The following is a 1,772-nucleotide window of genomic DNA, read 5'->3' on the forward strand; positions in this document are numbered from 1 at the left end:
CCCGGAGACCCCGATGGCCCACAGATCACCGGCCGCCGCGCCGGCCACCCGCGAACGCCCGCCCGGACCCTGGAGCTGGTTCCGCGGGCCGCAGCCCGCCGGCGGCGTCGACGACCAGGTGATCGTGACCGAGCTGTACCGCGTGTACGGCCGCCCGCTGCTGTCGTTCGTCCTGCGGCTGACCGGCGGCGACCGGCACTGGGCCGAGGACGTCGTGCAGGAGACGATGATCCGGGCGTGGCGCAGCGCGCACCAGCTCGACGAGAACGCGGCCTCGCTGCTGCCCTGGCTGGCGACGGTCGCCCGCCGGATCGTCATCGACGACCAGCGCCGCAAGAACGCCCGGCCGCAGGAGGCGGGCGAGGGCCCGCTGGAGAACATGCGCGTCCCCGACGGGTTGGAGGATCTGCTGCGCTCCGTCGTCGTGTCCGAAGCCCTCCTCGCGCTGTCCCCCGCCCACCGCGAGATCCTCAACGAGACCTTCTTCCGGGACCGCTCGGTGAACGAGGCCGCCAAGCAGCTGGGCATCCCCGTGGGCACGGTCAAGTCCCGGGTCTACTACGCGCTCAGGGCGCTCCGCGTCGCCCTGGAGGAGAGGGGCGTGACGCCATGAGAGCGCCGGACATGCCGCACGTCGACGTCGGCGCCTACGCCCTCGGCCTGCTGGAGGAGCCCGACCGCCGGGCGTTCGAGGCGCACCTGTCGACCTGCCTGTCGTGCCACGAGGAGCTGGGCGCGCTGCGCGGCCTCGCGCAGACGCTGGACGGCATCGGCCCGATCGCCGAGCCGGCCGAGGCGATGCCGGTGCCGCCCGAGCCCGCGGTGGTCACCGACATGATGCGGCACCGGATCCGCCGCCGGCGGCGGTACCGCGCCGGGCGGGCGATGGCCGTGGCCGCCGCCGCGGTCGTGCTGCTGGGCGGGGCGCTCGGCACCGGGTTCACGTTGGGCGCCGACCGCGACCCGGCGCCGTCCCGGCCGGACGGCGGAACGGCCGCGCTGATGCGCGAGGGGCAGCGGATGTCGGCGGTCGACCCGGCCAGCGGCATCACCGGGACCGTCGCGATGCAGCAGAAGGCGTGGGGCAGCCGGGTCGGGCTGCAGCTCAGCAAGGTCCGCGGCCCGCTGGTGTGCGAACTGGTCGCCGTGGACGCCAAGGGCGGCGCGCACACCGTGGTCGGCTGGTCCGTCCCCGCCAAGGGCTACGGGCTGCCGGGGTCGGAGCAGCCGGCGCTGGCGCTGCAGGGCGGGACGGCGCTGCCGCCGAAGGACATCAGCCGGTTCGAGGTCCGGACGATCGGGGAGGGCCGGACGCTCCTGACCGTCCCCGCCTGAGCCGGCCCCTTGGGGACCCGCGGCGCGTTCCGCACGGCCCGGCCGCACCGGCCGCGCTGGACGCGCCGCTTTCCCGCGTCTCCTAGGCTGGCGGGGTGAGTACGAGATCGTCCGCCGGCCCGGAGCTGATGCTGCCGGGCCTCCGCGAGGTGTACGCGGCCTACGTCCGGGAGGCGGCCGCGCTGCCCGCGCTGCCCACCGCCCTGCAGGCGGAGGTGTGGGCGTCCGCGCAGCTCGGCGGCCTGGAGGCGGCGGCCCCGCACGTGCAGGGGCGGCGCGCCGCGCTCGGCGACCTGATCGGGTCGCTGCGGGCGGCGGCGACGCCGGGCGCCCGCGCGTTCCTGCGGGCGCTCGCCGCGATCGGCCCGCCGGAGGGGCGCAGAGCGGCCGGGCGGGCGGCGGACGGGCTCGGCGACGCCCCGGCGGCGCCCTGGGAG

General features: G+C 77.1%; 2 protein-coding genes and 1 pseudogene. All 3 read left to right on the plus strand.

From position 1 onward, the window contains the following. Positions 1–13 precede the first annotated feature (13 nt). Positions 14–613 carry a sigma-70 family RNA polymerase sigma factor gene (locus E1293_RS46795; protein WP_243717584.1) on the plus strand — a complete coding sequence of 200 codons (600 nt, stop codon included), beginning with the start codon at positions 14–16 and terminating at the stop codon, positions 611–613. After that, complete coding sequence (locus tag E1293_RS46800) at positions 610–1,335, plus strand: anti-sigma factor family protein (protein ID WP_132206562.1); 726 nt, start codon at positions 610–612, stop codon at positions 1,333–1,335. Before E1293_RS46795 ends, E1293_RS46800 begins: the two co-directional genes overlap by 4 nt. Before the next feature lie 95 nt (positions 1,336–1,430). Continuing rightward, positions 1,431–1,772, plus strand: a pseudogene (locus E1293_RS46805) (hypothetical protein); the annotation flags it as partial.

Origin of the sequence: Actinomadura darangshiensis (assembly GCF_004349235.1) — a bacterium.
GTDB lineage: Bacteria > Actinomycetota > Actinomycetes > Streptosporangiales > Streptosporangiaceae > Spirillospora > Spirillospora darangshiensis.